Source organism: Clostridium sp. DFI.1.208 (assembly GCF_024463855.1).
Classification (GTDB): Bacteria; Bacillota_I; Bacilli_A; order Erysipelotrichales; family Erysipelotrichaceae; genus Clostridium_AQ.
In genome coordinates this window covers 1-1,624 of sequence record NZ_JANGCA010000141.1, presented here as the reverse complement: position 1 = coordinate 1,624, position 1,624 = coordinate 1, and the positions used below count along the sequence as shown (strand labels likewise).

The following is a 1,624-nucleotide window of genomic DNA, read 5'->3' as shown; positions in this document are numbered from 1 at the left end:
TGGTATATTTAAGTTACTCATATAATGAGTAATAAATTTAATATACCAGTTCTCCTTTCCACCTGAATTATTTGGTATCACTTCAGGTTGTGATAAAATGTGTAATTGTGAATGTGGATTTGTGTCATACTCCTTATTGCTTTGACTTTCTAGAAAGGATCTTACCACTTCTTTGTATCGCATTTATTATTAGTTGTATGAGTCTTTTGAATTCTAAACACACCAGGTTTTTGATATCTTTGAAGTGGATTCAATTTCACAATCACAAATCATTGTAAGAAAGGAATTGATAATTATGAAACTTGTTGGAATTGACATCGCCAAATATAAACATGCTGCTTTTATCATGGATGCTTCTACTGGCGAATCTTTATGTGAGCCTTTTTTCTTTAAAAATAATAAAGAAGGATTCCAAAAACTCTATATGGAACTTAATAAATACGCTAAAGATGAACTTTTAATAGGCATGGAAGATACAGGGCACTATAACTTCACTATAGAAAGTAGTTTATTGGCTGAAGGTTATAAAGTAGCTCTTATCAACCCTATCACTACCAAGAATCTTAGAAAAGCTTCTTTAAAATCAGTTAAAAGTGATAAAGAAGATGCTTTGTTAATTACCAAAGCTCTCTTAGATAAAGACTACTATCGTATCATTTCTATTCAAGATGAGAAATTAAACGAAGCGAAACAATTAACTCGTTATCGTATCCAATTAACAATCGAAATGAATCGTAAGAAGAACATCCTTCAACGACATATGGATATCGTTTTCCCTGAATTTAATACATTATTCAAAAATGGATATACCATTACCTATTTAAATATTTTAAGAAAATACGGCGATGCCTATACTATTGCACATACAGACATTCGTTCTTTAAGAAAATGTTTTAAATACTGTAGTTCCTTCACAGCAGAAGAATTAAAAGAGCTAGCTTCAAATTCAGTGGGTATTCACGATGTTTCTATTTCTTTTATTATTCAATCAATTGTTTCCAGTATTGATTTAATCAACTCTCAAATTGAAGAGTTAGATAAAAAAATAGAAGAACTCGCCATCACACAAGATTCTTCTATCACATCAATACCAGGAATCTCAAAGATTTCCGGTACTTCTATTTTAGCCGAACTTGGTGATATAAGTAAATACTCAAATGCAGGAAAAGTAATTAAATTTGCAGGTGTAAATCCTTATATAAGTGAATCTGGCGAATTTTCAGCTGATAAAACAGCCATAACCAAGAAAGGTTCCAAATATCTAAGAACAACACTTTATAGAGTCATTATTCCTGTAATTCGTCATAACCCTGCATTCAATAATTACTATCATTTAAAACGAAGTCAAGGTAAAGGGCACCTCTGTGCTTTAGGTCATTGTGTAAGAAAACTTTTGAGGATTATTTATCATCTCGAAACAAACAATCTATCTTTCGATATAAATTTACTCAAATAGTCAAAACTTTGAACAAACCATATTTTATTGAAATGAGCTATTTTTAACTATAGTTCTTTTCAACATATTTACATTCACAATTTCAAAGATCGAATACTATATTTTCAAGTATTTTATATTTCATACTTTTTCATAAATTACTACTTGACTTTAATATAGTTGTCTTTC

1 protein-coding gene is annotated in these 1,624 nt (G+C 29.9%); it reads left to right on the top strand.

Going from position 1 to position 1,624, the window contains the following annotated elements; all coding sequences use genetic code 11:
- Positions 1–295: 295 nt before the first annotated feature.
- Positions 296–1,456, top strand: coding sequence for an IS110 family transposase (locus NE665_RS23645; RefSeq protein WP_227163507.1), 1,161 nt, complete (start codon positions 296–298; stop codon positions 1,454–1,456).
- Positions 1,457–1,624: the final 168 nt, after the last annotated feature.

What these genes read in the sequence shown, in the direction of transcription:
- NE665_RS23645 (WP_227163507.1), top strand. Translation starts at nt 296, where the DNA reads ATGAAACTTGTTGGAATTGACATCGCCAAATATAAACATGCTGCTTTT.